General features: G+C 70.2%; 18 protein-coding genes. 6 read left to right on the forward strand and 12 right to left on the reverse strand.

Features of this window, described 5'->3' with window-relative positions; genetic code table 11:
- Positions 1–45: 45 nt before the first annotated feature.
- Entirely contained in the window at positions 46–666 is a 621-nt protein-coding gene (gene ctaE / locus AC07FK_RS06745) for an aa3-type cytochrome oxidase subunit III (RefSeq protein WP_479103195.1), read from the reverse strand.
- Positions 667–883: 217 nt separating this feature from the next.
- Between ctaE and AC07FK_RS06750 the strand changes: the two genes are divergently transcribed.
- On the forward strand, positions 884–1,279 hold the full coding sequence (locus AC07FK_RS06750) for a hypothetical protein (RefSeq protein ID WP_479103196.1): 396 nt from the start codon (positions 884–886) through the stop codon (positions 1,277–1,279).
- A gap of 18 nt (positions 1,280–1,297) precedes the next feature.
- Here AC07FK_RS06750 and AC07FK_RS06755 read toward each other — a convergent pair whose 3' ends face one another.
- The 4 genes from AC07FK_RS06755 to ctaC all read right to left on the reverse strand — a co-directional run bounded on the left by AC07FK_RS06755 (position 1,298) and on the right by ctaC (position 5,769).
- Positions 1,298–2,557, reverse strand: coding sequence for a L,D-transpeptidase (locus AC07FK_RS06755; RefSeq protein ID WP_479103197.1), 1,260 nt, complete (start codon positions 2,555–2,557; stop codon positions 1,298–1,300).
- Positions 2,558–2,669: 112 nt separating this feature from the next.
- Positions 2,670–3,068, reverse strand: a complete 399-nt coding sequence (locus AC07FK_RS06760) for a cytochrome c oxidase subunit 4 (RefSeq protein WP_479103199.1) — start codon at positions 3,066–3,068, stop codon at positions 2,670–2,672.
- Positions 3,065–4,804 (reverse strand): aa3-type cytochrome oxidase subunit I, encoded by a 1,740-nt coding sequence (gene ctaD / locus AC07FK_RS06765; RefSeq protein ID WP_453406932.1) that lies wholly within the window; start codon positions 4,802–4,804, stop codon positions 3,065–3,067. Before ctaD ends, AC07FK_RS06760 begins: the two co-directional genes overlap by 4 nt.
- A complete protein-coding gene (ctaC, locus tag AC07FK_RS06770) occupies positions 4,801–5,769 on the reverse strand; it encodes an aa3-type cytochrome oxidase subunit II (RefSeq protein ID WP_479103200.1) in 969 nt (322 codons plus the stop codon). The genes ctaD and ctaC overlap by 4 nt, the downstream gene beginning before the upstream one ends.
- A 305-nt stretch (positions 5,770–6,074) precedes the next feature.
- Between ctaC and AC07FK_RS06775 the strand changes: the two genes are divergently transcribed.
- Entirely contained in the window at positions 6,075–7,478 is a 1,404-nt protein-coding gene (locus tag AC07FK_RS06775; protein WP_479103201.1) for an aminotransferase class V-fold PLP-dependent enzyme, read from the forward strand.
- Positions 7,479–7,632: 154 nt separating this feature from the next.
- Here AC07FK_RS06775 and AC07FK_RS06780 read toward each other — a convergent pair whose 3' ends face one another.
- Positions 7,633–8,607, reverse strand: coding sequence for a carbohydrate kinase family protein (locus tag AC07FK_RS06780; RefSeq protein WP_479103202.1), 975 nt, complete (start codon positions 8,605–8,607; stop codon positions 7,633–7,635).
- A 179-nt stretch (positions 8,608–8,786) separates the two neighbouring features.
- Between AC07FK_RS06780 and AC07FK_RS06785 the strand changes: the two genes are divergently transcribed.
- Positions 8,787–8,996: a hypothetical protein gene (locus AC07FK_RS06785; protein WP_479103204.1), complete on the forward strand. Its 210-nt coding sequence runs from the start codon at positions 8,787–8,789 to the stop codon at positions 8,994–8,996.
- Positions 8,997–9,142: 146 nt separating this feature from the next.
- On the forward strand, positions 9,143–10,603 hold the full coding sequence (locus tag AC07FK_RS06790; protein ID WP_479103206.1) for a hypothetical protein: 1,461 nt from the start codon (positions 9,143–9,145) through the stop codon (positions 10,601–10,603).
- Positions 10,604–10,681: 78 nt separating this feature from the next.
- Here AC07FK_RS06790 and AC07FK_RS06795 read toward each other — a convergent pair whose 3' ends face one another.
- On the reverse strand, positions 10,682–11,038 hold the full coding sequence (locus AC07FK_RS06795; protein WP_028811387.1) for an iron-sulfur cluster assembly accessory protein: 357 nt from the start codon (positions 11,036–11,038) through the stop codon (positions 10,682–10,684).
- A gap of 243 nt (positions 11,039–11,281) precedes the next feature.
- On the opposite strand from AC07FK_RS06795, the gene nadA reads away from it, so the two are divergent.
- Together nadA and AC07FK_RS06805 are read left to right on the forward strand one after the other, a co-directional pair.
- Positions 11,282–12,469: a quinolinate synthase NadA gene (gene nadA, locus AC07FK_RS06800; RefSeq protein WP_479103209.1), complete on the forward strand. Its 1,188-nt coding sequence runs from the start codon at positions 11,282–11,284 to the stop codon at positions 12,467–12,469.
- Between the two features lie 100 nt (positions 12,470–12,569).
- Positions 12,570–12,971, forward strand: coding sequence for a YciI family protein (locus tag AC07FK_RS06805; RefSeq protein ID WP_479103210.1), 402 nt, complete (start codon positions 12,570–12,572; stop codon positions 12,969–12,971).
- Between the two features lie 62 nt (positions 12,972–13,033).
- Here the strand turns inward: AC07FK_RS06805 and AC07FK_RS06810 are convergent, their stop codons facing one another.
- The 5 genes from AC07FK_RS06810 to AC07FK_RS06830 form a co-directional block, all read right to left on the reverse strand.
- Positions 13,034–16,186 (reverse strand): efflux RND transporter permease subunit, encoded by a 3,153-nt coding sequence (locus tag AC07FK_RS06810; protein WP_479103212.1) that lies wholly within the window; start codon positions 16,184–16,186, stop codon positions 13,034–13,036.
- 146 nt (positions 16,187–16,332) lie between these two features.
- The gene (locus AC07FK_RS06815; RefSeq protein WP_479103213.1) at positions 16,333–17,034 is read right to left on the reverse strand and encodes a response regulator; all 702 of its coding nucleotides are present in this window, start codon (positions 17,032–17,034) and stop codon (positions 16,333–16,335) included.
- Entirely contained in the window at positions 17,031–18,284 is a 1,254-nt protein-coding gene (locus tag AC07FK_RS06820; protein ID WP_479103214.1) for a sensor histidine kinase, read from the reverse strand. The genes AC07FK_RS06815 and AC07FK_RS06820 overlap by 4 nt, the downstream gene beginning before the upstream one ends.
- A 111-nt stretch (positions 18,285–18,395) precedes the next feature.
- Complete coding sequence (gene pspAA / locus AC07FK_RS06825) at positions 18,396–18,680, reverse strand: PspA-associated protein PspAA (protein ID WP_479103215.1); 285 nt, start codon at positions 18,678–18,680, stop codon at positions 18,396–18,398.
- A 59-nt stretch (positions 18,681–18,739) separates the two neighbouring features.
- Positions 18,740–19,519: a PspA/IM30 family protein gene (locus tag AC07FK_RS06830; protein WP_479103216.1), complete on the reverse strand. Its 780-nt coding sequence runs from the start codon at positions 19,517–19,519 to the stop codon at positions 18,740–18,742.
- Positions 19,520–19,604: the final 85 nt, after the last annotated feature.

Consider the following 19,604-nt stretch of genomic DNA (forward strand, 5'->3'; position numbering starts at 1 on the left):
TTCTGCGTCGATGGTGCTGGATGTGGGCCGGGTTTCGGACCCGACCTACTTGATCATGTAGATCGTGGCGAAGAGGCCGATCCAGACGACATCGACGAAGTGCCAGTAGTAGGACACGACGATGGCGGCGGTTGCCTGCTCATGGGTGAATCTCTTGGCCGCGTATGTACGGCCCAGGACCAGCAGGAAGGCGATGAGTCCGCCCGTCACATGCAGTCCGTGGAAGCCGGTCGTCAGGTAGAACACCGAGCCGTACGGGTCGGACGAGAGCGAGAGGCCCGCGTCCTTCACCAGCTCGGTGTACTCGAGGACCTGGCCTCCGATGAAGATCGCACCCATCACGAACGTGATGATGAACCACGCCCGGAGCTTCTTCACGTCCCCGCGCTCGGCGGCGAAGACGCCGAGCTGGCAGGTGAGGGAGGAGAGCACCAGGATCGTGGTGTTCGTCGCCGAGAACGGGAAGTTCAGGTGTTCCGCCTGTGTCTTCCAGAACTCGGGACCCGTCACCGATCGCAGGGTGAAGTACATCGCGAAGAGGGCCGCGAAGAACATCAGCTCGGAACTCAGCCAGATGATGGTTCCGACGCTGGTGAGGTTCGGTCGATTGACCGACGGGTGCGCGTGCCCGGTATCTACTGTCGTTGCTGTCGCCACGACCGACATTATGTCGGTCGCTTATCCCGCCCTCACTCCCGGGGGTGCCATTCGGTGTGTCCATGCTCTGAGAAGGCGCTGCGACCTGAGCCGAACGGCCCATCGGAGGTACCGTCGAAGGCGTGAACGAACCCCTGCTGACCGGTTGTCGGACGGAGTAGCATCCGCGCATCGGTTCCTGATCCAACACCGAGCCTTCGAGGGCTCCTCGATGCATGGAGGAACAATGGCCGCCACGGTCCTGGTCTACAGCGACAACGCGCACACCCGTGAACAGGTGCGGCTGGCGGCGGGTCGCAGGCCCGCCGCGGACGTGCCGCCGGTCGAGTTCCTGGAGTGCGCCACGCTGCCGGCGGTCCTCACGGCGCTGAACGAGGGCGGTGTCGACGTCTGCGTGCTGGACGGCGAGGCGGCGCCCGCGGGCGGCATGGGCGTCTGCCGGCAGATCAAGGACGAGGTCTTCAACTGCCCGCCCGTGCTGCTGCTGATCGGGCGCCCGCAGGACTCCTGGCTGGCCACCTGGAGCCGCGCCGAGAGCGCTGTGACCCTTCCGGTGGATCCTGTGGAGTTCGCGGACGCCCTGGCCGCGCTGCTGCGCGGCAGGCTCGCCGTAGAGGCGTGACACCGGCGCGGGGCCCCGTCAGACCTCCGGCCGCAGCCTGGCCGCGTCGACGGGGTCTCCGCCTTCCCTGACCCCTGTCATCAGGGCGCTGCCCTTGCGCCACTTGTCCCAGGGCAGGTTCCAGTCGCCGAAGCCGTTGCCGAACGGGGCCATCATGTCGCCGGCGCTGTTCACGACCTTGACGATGTCGCCCTCGCGGACGGTCTTGAAGAACCACTCGGCGTTGCTGGTGCTCATGCCGGTGCAGCCGTGGCTGACGTTGGCGGACCCCTGCGAGCCGACGGACCAGGGCGCGGCATGGACGTACTCCCCGCTCCAGGTGACCCGCGTCGCGTAGTACACGGGCAGGTCGTACGAGTCCGCCGAGCCCTCCGCGATGCCGACGGTCGTTCCGCGCATGCGTACGAAGTACTCCTTGCCCAGTACGACCTTGACGCCGTTGCGGGTGGAGAAACCGGGCTTGCCCGTGGTCACCGGAATGGTGTTGATCACCTTGCCGTTGCGCAGGACCGTCATCTGGTGCGAGCCGGCGTCGGTGATGGCCTCCACCCGGTCCCCCGTGGTGATCCGCAGCGGCTTGACCGGGCCGCCGTAGAGCCGGTCGGCGACCTTGATGCCGTCCAGGGTGCTGCGCGCCGTGATCGTGGCGTTGGCGGGCCAGTACTCCTTCGGACGGAAGTGCAGTTTCTTGTCGTCCACCCAGTGCCAGGACCCCTGCACCGCCGGCTCGGAACGCACCTTCAGGGCGCGTTCCACGACCGCTCTGGCCGCCGCGCCCTTGACGGGGGCGCTGAGTTCGGCGGTGACCGGCTGGCCGACGCCGTACGTGCCGGCCTTGGGGCCGAAGGTGACCTGCAGGCGCTTCCTCGGCGGGACGGAGGTCTCGAAGGTGAGGGTGCGGGCGCCGGGCGCGCCGTCCTCGTCCTCGGTGGCGACCTTGACCGTGTAGCGCGCTCCCGCGGCCAGCGGGGCGGTGCTGTGCCAGCGGGAGCCGTCGGCGGAGAGTTCTCCCGCCAGGTAGCGCCCTGAGGCGTCGGAGGCCGTCACGTCCGTGATCCGGCCGTCCTTGTTCCTGGCGGTGATCTCCAGGGGCTTCTCGGGGTCGGCCTTCGACGTGCCCGAGTCCGCGTTGAAGGAGACCTGGTCCGCCGCGTCGTACGGCGCCGCGGAGAGCGGATGGCCGTCACCGGACCCGCTGCACGCCGTCCCGGCCGCCGCGAGGGACGCGATCAGCAGGGAACAGCTCAGAACCGTCCGGAGTCGAGGTGAATGGGTCATGATCACACATTAAGAACATTTCGCGTGTACGGCGCGCCGGGAGATGCCAAACGAGGGGCCCGTCCGCCTGCTGTGCAGGTGGACGGGCCCCTCGGGCGTGTCGCGGGTGCTTCTACTGGTTCTGGTTCTCGCCCCGGTAGTACTCGAAGACCCAGCCGAACAGGCCGATCAGGATCAACGGCGCGGAGAAGAACAGCAGCCACCAGCCCATGGCGACGCCGAGGAAGGCGAACGCGCCTCCGATGGCCAGCGAGAGCGGCTGCCAGCTGTGCGGCGAGAAGAAGCCGACGTCACCGGCCTCGTCCGCCACGTCGGCCTCCTTGTTGTCCTGGGCCATCGCGTCGACACGCTTGGCCGTGAAGGCCAGGTAGTAGCCGATCATGATGCTCAGGCCGAAGGCCAGGAAGAGCGCCGTGGTGCCGGCGGGCTCCTTCGACCACACGCCATAGACGATCGCCATGGCGAGGATGAAGATGCTCAACCAGATGAACATCTTTCCCTGGATCTTCACTTGCCGACCTCCTTGCCGCCGAACAGCGCGGTGTCCTTCTGTCCGTGGTTCTCGAGCTGCTCGAGAGCGGCGATCTCAGGGTGGTGCAGGTCGAAGGCCGGGGATTCGGAACGGATCCGCGGCAGCGTGAGGAAGTTGTGCCGCGGGGGCGGGCAGGACGTCGCCCACTCCAGCGAACGGCCGTAGCCCCACGGGTCGTCGACCTCGATCTTCTTGCCGTACTTCGCGGTCTTCCAGACGTTGTAGAAGAACGGGAGCATCGACAGACCCAGCAGGAACGAGGCGATCGTCGAGATCGTGTTCAGCAGGGTGAAGCCGTCGGCGGCGAGGTAGTCCGCGTAACGGCGCGGCATGCCCTCGGCGCCGAGCCAGTGCTGCACCAGGAACGTGCCGTGGAAGCCCACGAACAGCGTCCAGAAGGTGATCTTGCCCAGGCGCTCGTCCAGCATCTTGCCCGTGAACTTCGGCCACCAGAAGTGGAATCCGGAGAACATCGCGAAGACCACGGTGCCGAAGATGACGTAGTGGAAGTGCGCGACGACGAAGTACGAGTCTGAGACGTGGAAGTCCATCGGGGGCGAGGCCAGGATGACGCCGGTCAGACCACCGAAGGTGAAGGTGATCAGGAAGCCGACGGCCCAGAGCATCGGGGTCTCGAAGGACAGTGAGCCCTTCCACATGGTGCCGATCCAGTTGAAGAACTTCACACCGGTCGGTACCGCGATCAGGAAGGTCATGAACGAGAAGAACGGCAACAGCACGCCGCCCGTGACGTACATGTGGTGCGCCCACACCGTGACCGAGAGGCCGGCGATCGCGATCGTCGCGCCGATCAGACCGATGTAACCGAACATCGGCTTGCGGCTGAAGACCGGGATCACCTCGGAGATGATGCCGAAGAACGGCAGCGCGATGATGTACACCTCTGGGTGTCCGAAGAACCAGAAGAGGTGCTGCCACAGCAGTGCTCCGCCGTTGGCCGCGTCGAAGATGTGCGCACCGAACTTGCGGTCCGCCTCCAGCGCGAAGAGAGCCGCCGCCAGCACCGGGAAGGCGAGCAGGACCAGGACACCGGTCAGCAGCACGTTCCAGGTGAAGATCGGCATACGGAACATCGTCATGCCGGGTGCGCGCATGCAGATGATCGTGGTGATGAAGTTGACCGAGCCGAGGATCGTGCCGAAGCCGGAGAAGGCCAGACCCATGATCCACATGTCGGCGCCGACGCCCGGCGAGCGGACCGCGTCCGACAGCGGGGCGTAGGCGAACCAGCCGAAGTCGGCTGCACCCTGCGGGGTGAGGAAGCCGGCCACCGCGATGATCGAGCCGAAGAGGTAGAGCCAGTACGCGAACATGTTCAGCCGCGGGAACGCCACGTCGGGCGCGCCGATCTGCAGCGGCATGATCCAGTTCGCGAATCCGGCGAACAGCGGCGTCGCGAACATCAGCAGCATGATCGTGCCGTGCATCGTGAACGCCTGGTTGAACTGCTCGTTCGACATGATCTGCGTGCCGGGACGGGCCAGTTCGGCGCGCATGAAGAGCGCCATCAGGCCGCCGACGCAGAAGAACACGAACGACGTGATCAGGTAGAGCGAGCCGATGGTCTTGTGGTCAGTGGTGGTCATCCACTTGACGACGACGTTTCCCGGCTGCTTGCGCCGTACCGGCAGTTCGTTCTCGTAGGACGAGCCGTCTGCCGCCGCGGCACCCTTGGGTTCGTTGAGGATGCTCACAGTTTGTTCGTCTCCGCATTCCTGGCCGGGTCGGTCTGCTCGATACCGGACGGGATGTAGCCGGTCTGGCCCTTCTCCGCCAGCTCCTTGAGGTGCTGCTGGTACCGCTCCGGGGAGACGACCTTCACGTTGAAGAGCATCCGGGAGTGGTCGACACCGCAGAGCTCGGCGCACTTGCCCCGGAAGGTGCCCTCACGCGAGGGAGTCACTTCGAAGACGTTGGTGTGGCCGGGGATGACGTCCAGCTTCATCAGGAACGGCACCACCCAGAAGGAGTGGATGACGTCGCGGGACGTCAGGACGAAGCGGACCTTCTCGCCCTTCGGCAGCCACAGGGTCGGACCCGGGTTGCCGTTCTGCGGGTTCCGCTCGCCCGGAGTGCCGACCGCGTGTACGCCCTCGGCCCCTTCGGGGAACTGCTTGGTGTAGTTGTCCGGGATCGCGTTGAGCTCCTTGGGGAGCTTCACGCCCGTGGCGGCGTCGCCGTCCACGTTCTCCACGTAGTTGAAGCCCCAGCTCCACTGGAAGCCGACCACGTTGATGGTGTGGGCCGGCTTGTCCTCGAGCGCGAGGAGCTTGGACTCGTCGCGCGCGGTGAAGTAGAAGAGGACCGAGACGATGATGAGCGGGACCACGGTGTACAGCGCCTCGATGGGCATGTTGTACCGGGTCTGCGGAGGTACTTCGACCTTGGTGCGGCTACGCCGGTGGAAGATGACGCTCCACAGGATCAGACCCCACACCAGGACGCCCGTGATGAGCGCTGCCGCCCACGAGCCCTGCCAGAGGGAGAGAATCCTGGGAGCCTCTTCGGTGACCGGGGTAGGCATCCCGAGCCGGGGGAAGTCTTCCCATGTGTACGAGCAACCAGAGGCGGTCGCCAGGACCACGCCCGCGGTCAGCACCTGGAGCAGCTTCCGCCGCATCGGGCGCCGCGACGAGCGGTCGGAGCCGTTGGGACTCACGTAGCGCCTTCCCGAGAGTCTCGCCCGCGCGGTGGGTCGCGGCCGTCTCGCTGGTCGGTCGCCGGCCCTGACGCGGGCAGGGGTTTGGATGTTTATGCGGACCAAACCCTACTGGACGCTATTTGGGGTCGCGCGGGGAGGGTGCCCAACGCGCCGTACCCCTCCCCGAAGGGGTGGCTTCTCGGTGGAATCCGGTCCTCCGCCCGCCGTCTGACCCGGCATCCGGCCGGCCCTCCGGCACCCCTCCCCGCCACCCGGCCCGCGGTGGGGCGCGGCGTCGCGGCGGCGGGGATTAGCGTGGCGGTGTGCCCTACTTCGACGCCGCCTCCTCCGCCCCGCTGCACCCCGTCGCCCGGCAGGCCCTTATGGCCTCGCTGGACGAGGGGTGGGCCGACCCGTCCCGCCTCTACCGCGAGGGCCGGCGTGCCCGGCTGCTGCTCGACGCGGCGCGCGAGGCGGCGGCCCAGGCCGTGGGGTGCCGCCCCGACGAGCTCGTCTTCACCTCCTCCGGGACGCGCGCGGTGCACACCGGGACGGCCGGCGCGCTGGCCGCGCGCCGGCGTGTCGGCCGGCACCTGGTCGTCTCCGCCGTCGAGCACTCGTCGGTGCTGCATGCGGCCGCCGGACACGAGGCCGCGGGCGGTACGACGACGCAGGTCCCGGTCGACCGGACGGGCCGGGTGGACCCCGGGGCGTACGCGCGGGAGCTGCGCGAGGACACCGCACTGGCCTGCCTCCAGTCCGCGAACCACGAGGTCGGCACGGAGCAGCCGGTGGCCGAAATCGCACAGCAGTGCCGGGCGGTGGGTGTGCCGCTCCTGGTGGACGCCGCGCAGTCGCTGGGGTGGGGGCCGGTGGAGGGCGACTGGTCGCTGCTGACCGCCAGTGCGCACAAGTGGGGCGGGCCGGCGGGGGTCGGCCTGCTGGTGGTGCGCAAGGGGGTGCGGTTCGCCGCCCAGGGTCCGGCCGACGAGCGGGAGTCGGGACGGGCTCCGGGCTTCGAGAACCTGCCCGCGATCGTGGCGGCGGCGGCTTCGCTGCGGGCCGTGCGGGACGAGGCGGCGGGCGAGGCGGCGCGGTTGAGGGAGCTGGTGGACCGGATCCGGCTGCGGGTGCCCGAGCTCGTACCGGATGTGGAGGTCGTGGGCGATCCCGTGCGGCGGCTGCCGCACGTGGTCACGTTCTCGTGTCTGTACGTCGACGGGGAGGCGCTGCTGCACGAGCTGGACCGGGCCGGTTTCTCCGTGTCGTCCGGTTCGTCGTGCACGAGCAGCACACTCACCCCGAGCCATGTGCTGCGGGCGATGGGCGTGCTGACGGAGGGCAATGTCCGGGTCTCGCTTCCGGCCGGGACGACGGCGCAGGACGTGGACCGCTTCCTGGACGTGCTGCCGCGGACGGTCTCCGGGGTGCGGGAGCGGCTGGGCGCGGCGGCCGCCGCGGTGTCTGCGTCGTCTTCGGCGTCCTCGGCGTCGTCCGAGGCGTCGTCGCTCGTCGTGGACTCGCTCGGCAAGCGGTGTCCGATTCCGGTGATCGAGCTGGCGAAGGTGATCGGCGACGTGCCCGTCGGCGGCACGGTGACCGTGCTCTCGGACGACGAGGCGGCCCGGCTGGACATTCCGGCGTGGTGCGGGATGCGGGGGCAGGAGTACGTCGGGGAGCGGGCGGCGGAGCGCGGCGCGGCGTATGTGGTGCGGCGCGTGAGCTGACGGGGCGGGGGCGTCGGCGCGGGTGGCCCGCTGCCGCCCAGCCCGGTGCCGGTGCCGTGGCGGGCGCCGGGCACCGGACGGGCCGGTGTTCCGGCCCGTCCGGCGTCCGGCGAGCGGGGTACGGGGCGGGGAGCCCGGCAGCCGCCCGGCGCGGTCAGGACAGGTGGGCGCGGACCTCTTCCGCCGCCTCGTGGCCGTACGCCTTCGTGAAGCGGTCCATGAAATTGGCCCGGCGCAGCGTGTACTCCTGCGTGCCCAGCGTCTCGATCACCAGCGTCGCCAGCATGCAGCCGACCTGCGCGGCGCGCTCCAGACCGACGCCCCAGGCGAGCCCGGACAGGAAGCCGGCGCGGAAGGCGTCGCCGACGCCGGTGGGGTCGACCTTGCCCTCTTCCTCGGGGCAGCCCACGAGCACGGGCTCGTCGCCGACCCGCTCGATGCGCACGCCGCGCGAGCCGAGCGTCGTGACGCGGTGCCCGACCCTGCCGAGGATCTCCTCGTCGCTCCAGCCGGTCTTGGACTCGATGAGCCCCTTCTCGTACTCGTTGGAGAAGAGGTACGTCGCCCCGTCGAGCAGCGTGCGGATGTCGTCCCCGCTCATGCGGGCGATCTGCTGCGAGAAGTCCGCCGCGAACGGGATGGAACGCGTCTTGCACTCCTCGGTGTGGCGCAGCATCGCCTCGGGGTCGTCCGCGCCGATCAGCACCAGGTCGAGGCCGCCGACCCGCTCGGCCACCGCCTGGAGCTCGATCTGGCGCGCCTCGCTCATCGCGCCGGTGTAGAACGACCCGATCTGGTTGTGGTCGGCGTCGGTCGTGCACACGAAGCGGGCGGTGTGCAGGACCTCGGAGATGCGCACCGAGCCGGTGTCCACCCCGTGCCGGTCGAGCCAGGCGCGGTACTCGTCGAAGTCCGAGCCGGCGGCGCCGACCAGGATCGGAGCCGTGCCGAGCTGGCCCATGCCGAAGCAGATGTTCGCGCCGACACCGCCCCGGCGTACGTCGAGGTTGTCGACCAGGAAGGAGAGGGAGACCGTGTGCAGCTGGTCCGCGACCAGCTGGTCGGCGAAGCGGCCGGGGAAGGTCATGAGGTGGTCGGTGGCGATGGAGCCGGTGACTGCGATACGCACGGCGAGGACGCTCCTGCGGGCGGTGGGTGAGGACAGTCCACGCTACCCGGTCGTAGCCTCCCCGCACCAAGAGGCAAAACTACCCGATAGTAGGGCTTTTTTCCGTGCGCCCGGGCTGCTTACGGTGCGGGGAACGGGTCCGCGGTGTGGCGGCCCCCAGAGCTACGGGAGCGTTCCGCATGCAGAAGCACAGCGCCACGTCGTCCGCCCGTGCCGAGCAGGCCGGCGGCCTGGAGGAACTGCGCGGGGACTGCGCGCGGATGGTCCCGCACTGGGCGGTGCCCGCCGAGGCGGCGCCCGCTCCCGTACCGGCCTCGCTGATCCACGGCGTCACCGTGCCGCCCGCATCGGCCCGCCTGGTGGGCGGGATGTCCGAGTACGGGGGCTGAAACCCGCTTCCGCGGCGCGCGAGGGGAGCGTGAGGGAACCGCACGCTCCCCCGTTCCGTCCCACCGGTGTCTCCCGTTGAGGGACTCCCGTTGTGAGGGATACGACACAGGGCACAGGACGGCAGAGCAGCCGAAGGAGCGATGCGGTGAGCACCGACGAGCGACCGGAAGAGGACGCGACCGGCGTCCGCAGGCGGCGGTCCCCGCTGGTCGTCACCTCAGTGGCCGCAGCGGTGCTGCTGGCCGGGGGCGGCGCGGCGTACTGGGCGTCGACCGCCTCGGGCGGTGGCGGCGGTACGGGGAGCGGCGCGGCGGCAGGGGGCGGCACTCCGCCGCCGCTCAACCTCGACGGCCACACGGACGCGGACGCGCCCGGCGTCGCCCCCGGTGAGCCGGACCCGAACGGCGGGGTGACCTACCGCGCCGAGGGGAAGCTGCCCGAGGGGCCCGCCTCCGCCCCGGTGTACCGGGCCTCGGGCACGGTCACCGCGGCCGAGGTGGCGCGGCTGGCCGAGGCGCTCGGCGTACCGGGCAAGCCGCGCGTCGAGGGCACGGTGTGGAAGGCCGGTGTCACCAGGGACGGCGCGGGGCCGGTGCTCCAGGTCAACAAGGAGGCTCCGGGCACCTGGACGTTCGCGAAGTTCGGCCCGGCCGGCAGCGACGACTGCGCCCGGGGCAGGCAGTGCCCCGACGACTCCTACCGGCCCGGCAGCGAGGAGTCCGCGGTGAGCGAGAAGGCCGCGAAGGAGGCCGCCGCACCCGTGCTGAAGGCGCTGGGGCAGGAGAACGCCGAGCTGGACGCCCGCCAGCTGATGGGCGCGGTGCGCGTGGTGAACGCGGACCCGCGGGTGGGCGGGCTGCCGACGTACGGCTGGGCGACCGGCGTCCAGATCGGCTCTGACGGCGAACCGGTCGGCGGCAGCGGGCAGTTGAAGAGCCTGACGAAGGGCGACGAGTATCCGGTGATCGGCGCGCAGGACGCGCTGAAGCAGCTGAACAGCGCCGGCCAGGGGGCCGGCAAGATCGGCATCGGCGGATGCGCCACCCCCGTGCCGCACGGCGACAAGCCGGGCCGGAGCGGCGAAACGACGGATGCCCCGTGCGAGCCCGGCGGTGAGCGGCCGCCGGCCGCGCCGAAGCCCGTACCCGTGGGCAAGGCGGTCTTCGGGCTGGCCGCGCAGTACGTCGACGGGCGGCAGGCGCTCGTACCGTCGTGGCTCTTCGAGGTGAAGCCCGGCGGCGGCGCGCAGCCGTTCACCGTCACGCACCCGGCGGTCGACCCCGAGTATCTGGCGAAGCCCCCCGCCTCGCCGGCTCCGCCGGACAGCGGGGAGCCCCCTGCGCCGCCGCGGCAGGTCGAGGCGTACAGCACCGACGGACGCGAGCTCACGCTGCACTTCTTCGGCGGCGTGTGCAGCGACTACGCCGCGAAGGCGAGCGAGGAGGACGGGGTGGTGAAGGTGCGGATCACCGAGACCAATCCGGATCCCGACCGCGTCTGCATCATGCTCGCCAAGGAGCTGAAGGAGACGGTGAAGCTCGACAAGCCGCTGGACGGCCGGAAGGTCGTCGACGCGCGGAGCGGCGAGAGGGTGCCGCGCGCGTAGGCGCGGCGTTCGCCCGTACGGCAGAAGGCGGCCGCCCCGTGGTGGGGGCGGCCGCCTTCTGCCGTACGGGCTGTGCGACTAGCTGAACGAGTCGCCGCAGGCGCAGGAGCCCGTGGCGTTCGGGTTGTCGATCGTGAAGCCCTGCTTCTCGATGGTGTCGACGAAGTCGATGGAGGCACCGCCCAGGTACGGGGCGCTCATGCGGTCGGTGACGACCTTGACGCCGTCGAAGTCCTTCACGACGTCGCCGTCGAGCGAGCGCTCGTCGAAGAAGAGCTGGTACCGCAGGCCGGAGCAGCCACCGGGCTGGACGGCGACGCGCAGCGCCAGGTCCTCCCGGCCTTCCTGGTCCAGCAGGGCCTTGACCTTGGCCGCGGCGGCGTCGGACAGGAGAATGCCGTCGCTCACGGTGGTCTTGTCGTCCTGAACGGACATCTACATCTCTCCCGGGTTGTACGGACTGCTTGCCGACGTGTGCAACCGGCGCGACCGCGGATTCATTCCGGGCCTGAGCGCTTGTCTTCCCATTCATGCTCGCACACCCCGTGCGAGAGGGGCACGGGGCGGGCGCGGGCGGCAATTCGTCACATCGACGACATCGGCATCGTCAAAGTGACGTGAAGCGGTTATGATAGATAACGTCAAATCGACGAAAAGCGTGTTCGCAGACAAGAAAGGGTGCGTGTCGTGACCACCGCCCAGCCCCTGGACGTCCAGCCGTCGCCGCTCGCTCTGCTGCTGCTCGGCCGCGAGGCCGACGCCAAGAGCGAGCGGGGTGTGGACTGCCCCGGCGACCTGCCTTCGCCCTCCGACCCGGACCTGGTGGAGCGTGCCCGCGCCGCCAAGGAGAAGCTCGGGGACAAGGTCTTCATCCTCGGTCACCACTACCAGCGTGACGAGGTCATCCAGTTCGCCGACGTGACCGGGGACTCCTTCAAGCTGGCCAAGGACGCGGCCGCCAGGCCGGAGGCCGAGTACATCGTCTTCTGCGGCGTGCACTTCATGGCCGAGTCGGCGGACATCCTGACGTCCGACGACCAGAAGGTGGTCCTCCCCGACCTCGCCGCCGGCTGCTCGATGGCCGACATGGCCACCGCCGAGCAGGTCGCCGAGTGCTGGGACGTGCTGACCGAGGCCGGAGTGGCCGAGCAGGTCGTGCCCGTCTCGTACATGAACTCGTCGGCCGACATCAAGGCGTTCACCGGCAAGCACGGTGGCACGATCTGCACCTCGTCGAACGCCAAGCGGGCCCTGGACTGGGCCTTCGAGCAGGGCGACAAAGTGCTCTTCCTTCCCGACCAGCACCTCGGGCGCAACACCGCCGTGCGGGACATGGGCATGTCGCTGGACGACTGCGTCCTGTACAACCCGCACAAGCCGAACGGCGGCCTGACCGCCGAGGAGCTGCGGAACGCGAAGATGATCCTGTGGCGCGGGCACTGCTCGGTGCACGGGCGCTTTTCGGTCGACTCCGTCAACGACGTGCGCGAGCGCATACCGGGCGTCAACGTCCTGGTGCACCCGGAGTGCAAGCACGAGGTCGTGGCGGCGGCGGACTACGTCGGCTCCACGGAGTACATCATCAACATGCTGGAGGCGGCTCCGGCCGGCTCCAAGTGGGCCATCGGCACCGAGCTGAACCTGGTGCAGCGGCTCGCCAACCGGTTCGCGTCCGAGGACAAGGAGGTCGTCTTCCTCGACAAGACGGTCTGCTTCTGCTCGACGATGAACCGCATCGACCTGCCCCACCTAGTGTGGGCGCTGGAGTCGCTGGCCGAGGGCAACCTGGTCAACCGCATCGAGGTCGAGCGCGAGACCGAGCAGTTCGCCAAGCTGGCGCTTGAGCGGATGCTCGCGCTGCCCTAACCGCGCCCCCTACCCGCCCGCACCCCCTCACGCCCCGCCGCGTCAGGGGGTGCGGCGGTTCTCCCCTCCTGCGACGGTGGAACGAGGAAGGGTGAGGACTATGGAGTACATGATCCAGATGAACGTGCCCGCCGACGAGTGGGACGGCCTGATGTCGTCGTTCTCCAAGGAGGACATGCTGGCGATGTTCGCGCACATGGACGCGCTCAACCAGGAGATCGGCGCGGCGGGCGAGCTGGTGGAGGCCCGTGGCCTCGGCGGACCCGGGATGGTCAAGACGGTACGGGCGACGGACGACGGACGGGCCCTGGTGACCGACGGTCCGGCGGCGCCGGGGCGCATCCTGGCCGGCTACTGGGTCGTCGACGTCAAGGACGAGGAACGGGCCCTGGAGATCGCCGCGCGGGCCTCGGCCTGTCCCGGCCCGGGTGGCAGGCCCGGGAACGATCCGGTCGAGGTGCACCCCGTCCCCGAAGGGCCGCCCGAGGTCCCCGAGGCGTGAACGGGGCGAGCCCCGGTCCCTGAGGGGGCCGGGGCTCGCTGCCGTCCTGTGGCGGCGTACGGTCAGACCTTCGCCGGGGCCTGCTCGTCCGACGCGGAGTCCGCCTGGCCCGGGACGCCCGCCCGGGCCGCGCGCTTGGCCGCCTTCTTCCCGGCGCGGCGCTCCTTGCGGAGCTCCACCATGGCGTACAGCGTCGGCACCAGGAGCAGCGTCAGCAGCGTCGAGGTGATCAGACCGCCGATCACCACGATCGCCAGCGGCTTCGAGATGAAGCCGCCCTCGCCGGTGATGCCGAGCGCCATCGGCAGCAGCGCGAAGATCGTCGCCAGTGCCGTCATCAGGATCGGGCGCAGGCGGTGCCGGCCGCCCTCCAGGACCGCCTCGACGACGCCCAGGCCCTGGGCCCGGTACTGGTTGATCAGGTCGATCAGGACGATCGCGTTGGTGACCACGATGCCGATGAGCATCAGCATGCCGATCATCGCCGGTACGCCCATGGGCGTACCGGTGGCGAGCAGCAGGCCGATCGCGCCGGTCGCCGCGAACGGGATGGAGACCAGCAGGATCAGCGGCTGCACGAGCGAGCGGAACGTCGCCACCAGCAGCATGAACACGATCGCGACGGCCGCCAGCATGGCGAGGCCGAGCTGGGCGAACGCCTCGTTCTGGTCGGCGGAGACGCCGCCGATCTCGACGCTCGCGCCCGCCGGGAGCTTCTTCTTCAGCTCGGTGATCTCCGTCTGCAGCGCGGCGGTCACCGCGCCCGTGTTGTCGGCGGTCGGCTTGGCCGTGATCGTGGCGGCGCGGGCGCCGTCGATCCGGGTCTTGGAGACCGGCCCCGCGACGAGCTTCACCTCGGCGATGTCGCCGAGCTTCACCCGGCCGAGGTTCACCTTCTTCAGCTCGGCCATCGTGGTCGCCGGCCTGGCCGACTTCACGACGACGTCGCGCTCGGTGTCGCCGATGACCGCCTTGCCCGAGGTGGTGCCGCGCACCGCCTGGGTGACGGCCGCGCCGAGGGTCCGCTGGTCGAAGCCTGCGGCGGCCGCCTTGTCGGTGGCCGTGACGGAGATCCGGGGCACGCTCTGGGCCAGGTCGCTCTGGACGTCCGTGACGTCGTCGAGCTTCGCGACCGCGTCCCGAACCTGCTCGGACGCCTTCTTCAGCACCTCGCCGTCACCGGCCTTGACCACGACGCTCAGGTCCTGGCTGCCGAAACCGCCGCCCGCGCCGATCGTGGTGTCGCCGATGCCGTCGAGCTTGCCCAGCTCCTCGTCGATCCGCTTCTGGGTGGCCTCGTTGTCCGAGGCGTCCTTCAGGGTCAGCTGGTACGTCGCCTGGTTGGCGCCCGTGCCGCCGCCGAAGGCGGCCGCCAACCCGGAGGAGCCGACGGTGACCTGGTAGTCCTTGATCGTGTCGATGGAGTCGAGCGCCTTCTCGACCTTCAGGGCCGCCTGGTCGGCCATCTCGAGGCTGGTGCCCGGCTTCAGCTCCTGGGTGACGGACAGGGTGTCCTGCTCGCCCTCGTCGAGGAAGTTGGTCTTCAGCAGCGGCGCCATGGCGAACGTGCCGATGAGGACGACGACCGCGATGGCCAGGCTGGTGAGGCGGCGTCGGGTCGCGAAGCGCAGGACCGGGACGTACATCCGCTGCAGCGGGCTGCGCGCCTCCTTCTCCTCCGCCGTGCGGCGCACCTCTGCCGCGTCGGCGCCCTCGGAGCCCTTGGGGGCGCCCAGGAACCAGTACGAGAAGACCGGCACCACGGTGAGGGAGACCAGCAGCGAGGCGAGCAGGGCCGCCGTGACGGTGAGGGAGAACGAACCGAACAGCTGGCCCACCATGCCGCCGACCAGGCCGATCGGCAGGAAGACGGCCACCGTGGTGAGCGTCGAGGCGGTGACGGCCCCGGCCACCTCCTTGACGGCGGTGATGATCGCCGAGTGCCGCTCCTCGCCGTACGCGAGGTGCCGCTTGATGTTCTCCAGGACCACGATCGAGTCGTCGACGACGCGGCCGATCGCGATGGTCAGCGCGCCGAGCGTGAGGACGTTGAGCGACAGGTCGCGGGTCCACAGCACGATCAGCGCGAGGACGACGGAGAGCGGGATGGAGACGGCGGTGACCAGCGTCGAGCGGACCGACGCGAGGAAGACCAGGATGACGATCACGGCGAAGACCAGGCCGAGGGCGCCCTCGGTGGTCAGGCCGGAGATCGACTTGGAGACGGCCGGTCCCTGGTCGAAGACGACCGCGATCTCGCTGCCGGAGCCGAGGGTGTCGCGCAGCTCGGGCAGCTTGTCCTTGACGGCGTCGGAGATCGCGACGGCGCTGCCGTCCTGGTCCATGGTGATCGCCAGCGACAGGCTGGGCTTGCCGTTGGTGCGGGTGATGGAGACCGCGGCGGCGGGCTGCTCCTTCACGGTGGCGACGTCGCCGAGGCGTACCGGCTTCGGGGGCTTGCCCTGGCCGGTGGGCGTCGCGGTGACGCGCAGGTCCTCGATCTGCTTCAGCGAGGTGTAGCCGCCGCCGACCTGGACCGTGCGGCTCTGGCCGTCCTCGGCGAAGGAGCCCGCCGGGACCGTCGCGCCGCCCGCCTGGAGGGCCTGGCCGAGGGCCGCGGCGTCGAGGCCGGCCGCGGCGAGCTTCTTGTCGTCCGGCGTGACGGCGACCTGGAGGTCGCGCACACCGTCGACGGTCACCCGGCCGACACCGTCGATGTCCTCCAGCACGGGGACGACGCTGTTCTCCAGCCGGTCGGCGAGCGCCTGCTGGTCGAGGCCGGAGGTGGCGGCGAGCAGGACGGTCGGGATGTCGTCCGTCGAACCGGCCACGACCTGCGGGTCGACGTCGTCGGGGAGCTGGGCGCGGGAGCGGTTCACGGCCTGCTGGACGTCGGCGACGAGTTGCTTCGTGTCGTTGCCGTAGTCGAACTGGGCCATGATCACGGCGTTGCCCTCGCTCGCCGTGGAGTTGACGCCGGTGACGCCGTCGACTGCCTTGAGGTTGCTCTCGAGCGGTTCGACGACCTGCTTCTCGACCACGTCGGGGGACGCGCCCTGGTAGGGCGCCAGCACGGACACCATCGGGAACTCGATGGTGGGCAGCAGTTGCTGCTTCAGCTGCGGTATCGCGATGGCGCCGAAGACGATCGCGATGATCGACATCAGACCGATCAGCGCCCGCTGAGCGAGGCTGAATCTGGACAGCCAGGACATGGGTGAGTCTCTCTTCCGTGGCGTGCGAGGCAGGCGGGCACAGTGGCCCGCTTATACGATCAGCCATGCGAAGAGGGAGATGGCTCGCTCCCAGGTCCCTTTCTCATGCGGCGCATACCGCGTCTGGAGTACGCGCCACTACACCTTCACTCCACCCTCGGCCGGACAAGTCCCGACTCGTACGCGATGACCACCAATTGCGCGCGGTCGCGGGCTCCCAGCTTCGCCATCGCCCGGTTCACATGGGTCTTGACGGTGAGCGGGCTGACGGCCAGCTGCTCGGCGATCTCGTCGTTGGAGTGGCCGCCCGCGACCTGGACGAGGACCTCGCGCTCCCGCACGGTCAGCGCCGAGAGCCGCTCGGCGCGCGCGCCCGCCGACTCGTCCTCGTCCGAAGTGCCGCCCTGCGCGAGGAACTTGGCGATCAGCCCCTTGGTCGCCACGGGCGAGAGCAGCGCCTCGCCGGCCGCGGCGATGCGGATGGCGTTGAGCAGTTCCTCCGGCTCCGCGCCCTTGCCGAGGAAACCGGACGCTCCGGCACGCAGCGACTGGACGACGTACTCGTCCACTTCGAAGGTCGTCAGCATCACGACGCGCACGCCGGACAGGTCCGGGTCCTCGCTGATCATCCGGGTGGCGGCGAGGCCGTCCGTGCCGGGCATGCGGATGTCCATCAGGACGACGTCGGCGCGCAGCGAGCGGGCGAGCGCGACGGCCTCGGCGCCGTCCGCGGCCTCGCCCACGACCTCCATGTCGGGCTCGGAGTCGACGAGGACCCGGAACGCGCTGCGCAGCAGGGCCTGGTCGTCGGCGAGCAGGACCCGGATGCCGGTCGTGGCCGTCGTCACGCGTTCTCCACCGTCTTCTCCCCCGTACGCACCTGGAACGGCAGGATCGCATGGACGCGGAATCCGCCGCCGTAGCGGGGCCCGGCGGTCAGGGTGCCGCCGAGGGCGGTGACGCGCTCGCGCATGCCGATCAGCCCGTGGCCGCCGCCGGTTTCGGCGTCGCCCCCGGCGGTCCGGGCGTCCCCGCCGTTGTCGATCACGGTGATCTCGGCGGAGGAGCCGACGCGTACGACGCTGACCTCGGCCCTGGCGTGCTCGCCCGCGTGCTTCTGCACGTTGGTCAGGGCCTCCTGGATGATCCGGTACGCCGCGAGGTCGACGGCGGCGGGCAGCGGCTCGCTCGCGGCCTTGTCCGGTCTGGCCACCTCGACGGGCAGGCCCGCGTTGCGGAAGGTGTCCAGAAGCTGATCGAGGACGCCGAGGCCCGGCGCGGGCTCGGTCGGGGCCTCGGGGTCGCCGGACTGGCGGAGGAGGCCGACGGTGGCCCGCAGTTCGTTCAGCGCGGAGCGGCTGGCCTCCCGTACGTGCGCGAGGGCTTCCTTGGCCTGGTCGGGGCGCTTGTCCATGACATGGGCCGCGACGCCCGCCTGCACGTTGACCAGCGCGATGTGGTGGGCGACGACGTCGTGGAGGTCGCGGGCGATGCGCAGCCGCTCCTCGGCGACGCGGCGGCGGGCCTCCTCCTCGCGGGTGCGCTCCGCCCGCTCGGCGCGTTCGCGGATGGCGTCGACGAAGGCACGGCGGCTGCGCACGGCGTCTCCGGCGGTCGCCCCGATGCCGGTCCAGGCGAAGATGCCGAGGTTCTCCTGGGAGTACCAGGGGCCGCTGCCGAAGCACATAGCGGCGCCGGTCAGGCCCGTCATCGTGAGCAGGCCGACGCGCCAGGTGGTGGGGCGGTCGGTACGGGAGGCGACCGTGTAGAGCGCGATGACGGCGCTCATCGCGACGGGGGCGGGCGGGTCGCCCGCGACGAGTTCGGCGAGCGTGACCACCCCGGTGAAGGCGAGTACGGCCATGGGTCTGCGGCGGCGCAGGACCAGGGCGGCGGAGCCCAGCACCATCAGGACGACGCTGCCGGCTCCCGGGGTCCTGGTGCCGAAGGTCGGCCCGTTCGGCCCGCCGTGCGGATCGGCGAAGGAGCCCGTCACCATCACCACCAGCACGGCGAACGCCAGGCCGGCGTCCAGGGCCAGGGGGTGGTCGTGGAGCCAGCGCCGGGAGCGGACCAGTCCCGTACCGAGGGCAGTCATGTCACGCAACGGTACGGCGTACGGGGACAGCGCGATGCCCCCGTGCTTCCGGCGGGGCCGGCGTACGGGGGCATCACGTGACGGTCGTGGCTGGAGGGGCCGGGCCCGGGCTCAGGCCGAGTCCGGGATCAGGCCGTCGTCGGTCAGCATCTCGCGGACCTCTTCGAGTGTCGCGTCCTCGGCCGGGAGGATCAGCTCGGAGGGTTCGAGCGTCTCGTCCGCCAGCGGCTTCCCGAGACGGCGTACCGCCTCGAGCAGCGCGCCGAGCGTGCGCCGGAAGCCGGCCTCGTCCCCGCTCTCCATTTCGGCGAGCAGTTCGTCGTCGAGCCTGCCGAGTTCGGCGAGGTGGCTGCCGGCCACCTCCACCTGGCCCTCCCCCATGATCCGTACGATCACGACGTGCTCCTTCGCGGAATGCCGGAATGCCGGACTGCGGGACTGCTGCGTGCGGCGGCCTACTGCTTGTCGAACCGGTGCTGACCCTGCGGGGCCTGCGTACCGTCCTGCGCGCCGCCTTCGAGCGCCTGCTGCTGCGCCGTCGGGCCGCCCGCCAGCTCGGCCTTCATGCGCTGCAGCTCCAGCTCCACATCCGTACCACCGGAGATGCGGTCCAGCTCGGCGGCGATGTCGTCCTTCGCCATCCCGGACGGGTCGTCGAGGGCGCCGGAGGCCAGCAGCTCGTCGATCGCGCCGGCCCGCGCCTGCAGCTGCGCGGTCTTGTCCTCGGCCCGCTGGATCGCCAGGCCGACGTCGCCCATCTCCTCGGAGATGCCCGAGAAGGCCTCGCCGATCCGGGTCTGCGCCTGCGCGGCGGTGTACGTGGCCTTGATGGTCTCCTTCTTCGTACGGAAGGCGTCGACCTTGGCCTGGAGGCGCTGCGCGGCGAGCGTCAGCTTCTCCTCCTCGCCCTGGAGGGTCTGGTGCTGCGTCTCCAGATCGGTCACCTGCTGCTGCAACGCGGCACGGCGGGACAGCGCCTCGCGGGCGAGGTCCTCCCGGCCGAGCGCGAGCGCCTTGCGGCCCTGGTCCTCCAGCTTGGAGGACTGGCCCTGCAGCTGGTTCAGCTGCAGTTCGAGCCGCTTGCGCGACGTCGCCACGTCGGCGACACCGCGGCGCACCTTCTGAAGCAGCTCCAGCTGCTTCTGGTACGAGTAATCGAGGGTCTCGCGCGGATCCTCGGCCCGGTCAAGGGCCTTGTTTGCCTTCGCGCGGAAGAGCATCCCCATACGCTTCATGACACCGCTCATGGGCTTCGCGCGCCCCCTTCTGACGGACTACGGACTCCAGCTCCAGCACTTGAACCCACACTACGGGCCCTGC

The organism is Streptomyces sp. NPDC046122, from assembly GCF_056429965.1.

What these genes read in the sequence shown, in the direction of transcription:
- ctaE (WP_479103195.1), bottom strand. Translation starts at nt 666, where the DNA reads ATGTCGGTCGTGGCGACAGCAACGACAGTAGATACCGGGCACGCGCAC.
- AC07FK_RS06750 (WP_479103196.1), top strand. Translation starts at nt 884, where the DNA reads ATGGCCGCCACGGTCCTGGTCTACAGCGACAACGCGCACACCCGTGAA.
- AC07FK_RS06755 (WP_479103197.1), bottom strand. Translation starts at nt 2,557, where the DNA reads ATGACCCATTCACCTCGACTCCGGACGGTTCTGAGCTGTTCCCTGCTG.
- AC07FK_RS06785 (WP_479103204.1), top strand. Translation starts at nt 8,787, where the DNA reads ATGCAGAAGCACAGCGCCACGTCGTCCGCCCGTGCCGAGCAGGCCGGC.
- AC07FK_RS06795 (WP_028811387.1), bottom strand. Translation starts at nt 11,038, where the DNA reads ATGTCCGTTCAGGACGACAAGACCACCGTGAGCGACGGCATTCTCCTG.
- AC07FK_RS06805 (WP_479103210.1), top strand. Translation starts at nt 12,570, where the DNA reads ATGGAGTACATGATCCAGATGAACGTGCCCGCCGACGAGTGGGACGGC.
- AC07FK_RS06810 (WP_479103212.1), bottom strand. Translation starts at nt 16,186, where the DNA reads ATGTCCTGGCTGTCCAGATTCAGCCTCGCTCAGCGGGCGCTGATCGGT.
- AC07FK_RS06820 (WP_479103214.1), bottom strand. Translation starts at nt 18,284, where the DNA reads ATGACTGCCCTCGGTACGGGACTGGTCCGCTCCCGGCGCTGGCTCCAC.
- AC07FK_RS06830 (WP_479103216.1), bottom strand. Translation starts at nt 19,519, where the DNA reads ATGAAGCGTATGGGGATGCTCTTCCGCGCGAAGGCAAACAAGGCCCTT.